Raw genomic sequence first — 1,465 nt, 5'->3', positions numbered from 1 at the left:
GGATCTGGGACCCCACCACCGGAACCCAAGTCGGTGAACCCCTCACCGGCCACACCGATCATGTACTGGCGGTGGCGGTGTTCACAGCATCTGACGGCACCCCCCGCCTCGCTTCGGCTGGCCGGGACGACACAGTGCGGATCTGGAACCCCGCCACCGGAACTCAAGTCGGTGCGCCCCTCACCGGCCACACCGACTGGGTGAGGGCTGTGGCGGTGTTCACCGCACCTGACGGCACCCCCCGCCTCGCTTCGGCTGGCGACGACCAGACGGTGCGGATCTGGAACCCCACCACGGGAACCCAAGTCGGTGAGCCCCTCACCGGCCACACCGACTACGTGTGGGCGGTGGCAGCGTTCACCGGGCTCTACGGCGGCCCGCGCCTCGCCACCGCCAGCGACGACCAGACGGTGCGGATCTGGAACCCCACCACCGGCGCCCAGAACGGCTTGGCCCTCACCGGCCACACAGGCTGGGTGAGGGCGGTGGCGGCGTTCAGCGCGTCCTACGCTGCCCCCCGTCTCGCCACCGCCGGCAGCGACGGGACGGTGCGGATCTGGAACCCCACGCCCGGGACCCAAATGGGGGGACCCCTCACCGGCCACACCGGCGGCGTGTGGGCGGTGGCGGTATTCACCGCGCCCGGCGGCACCCCCCGCCTCGCCAGCGCCGGCGCGGACGGGACGGTGCGGATCTGGAACCGCACCACCGGCGCCCGGGACAGTCCGGCCCTCACCGGCCACACCGGCGGCGTGTGGGCGGTGGCGGTGTTCACCGCACCCGACGGCACCCCCCGCCTCGTCACCGCCAGCTACGACCAGACGGTGCGGATCTGGAACCTCACCACCGGAACCCAAGTCGGTAAGCCCCTCATCGGCCGCACCGGCGAGGTGCGGGCGCCTGCGGTATTCACCGCAACCGGGGGCACCCCCCACATCACCACCACCAGCAGCGACGGGACGGTGCGAATCTGGAACCCCACCAACGGAACCCAAGTCGGTGCACCCATCGCTGGCCACACTGGCTGGGTGACGGTGGTGGCGTTCACCGCGCCCGACGGCACCCCCCGCCTCGTCACCGCCGGCAGCGACGGGACGCTGCGGATCTGGAACGCGACCAACGGAACACAAGTCGGTGAACCCCTCACCGGGCACACCGGCTGGGTGCTGGCTGTGGCGACATTCACCTCAACCGGCGGCGTCCCCCACATCACCTCCGCCGGCAGCGACGGGACCGTGCGGATCTGGAACGCCACCAACGGAACACAAGTCGGTGAACCCCTCACCGGCCACACCGGCGCGGCGAGGGCGGTGGCGGTGTTCACAGCACCCGACGGCACCCCCCGCCTCGCTTCTACTGGAGACGACCAGACGCTGCGGATCTGGAACCCCACCACCCACGCCCAGGAAGGTGAACCCCTCACCGGCCACACCGGCGCGGCGAGGGCGGTGGCGGTGTTCACAGC

Annotated in this window: 1 protein-coding gene and 1 pseudogene; both read left to right on the top strand. The window is 71.6% G+C overall.

Annotated elements, in window-relative coordinates:
- Positions 1-2: 2 nt before the first annotated feature.
- Positions 3-137: pseudogene (locus tag ACFWBF_RS36435) on the top strand (WD40 repeat domain-containing protein); the annotation flags it as partial.
- Between the two features lie 78 nt (positions 138-215).
- A partial coding sequence (locus ACFWBF_RS36430; RefSeq protein WP_385609144.1) for a WD40 repeat domain-containing protein occupies positions 216-1,465 on the top strand: 1,250 nt, incomplete at its 3' end.

The organism is Streptomyces sp. NPDC060028 (genome assembly GCF_042736725.1).
Taxonomy (GTDB): domain Bacteria; phylum Actinomycetota; class Actinomycetes; order Streptomycetales; family Streptomycetaceae; genus Streptomyces.
Note: the sequence above shows the minus strand (reverse complement) of the source record. Positions and strands in the feature narration are given on the sequence as shown.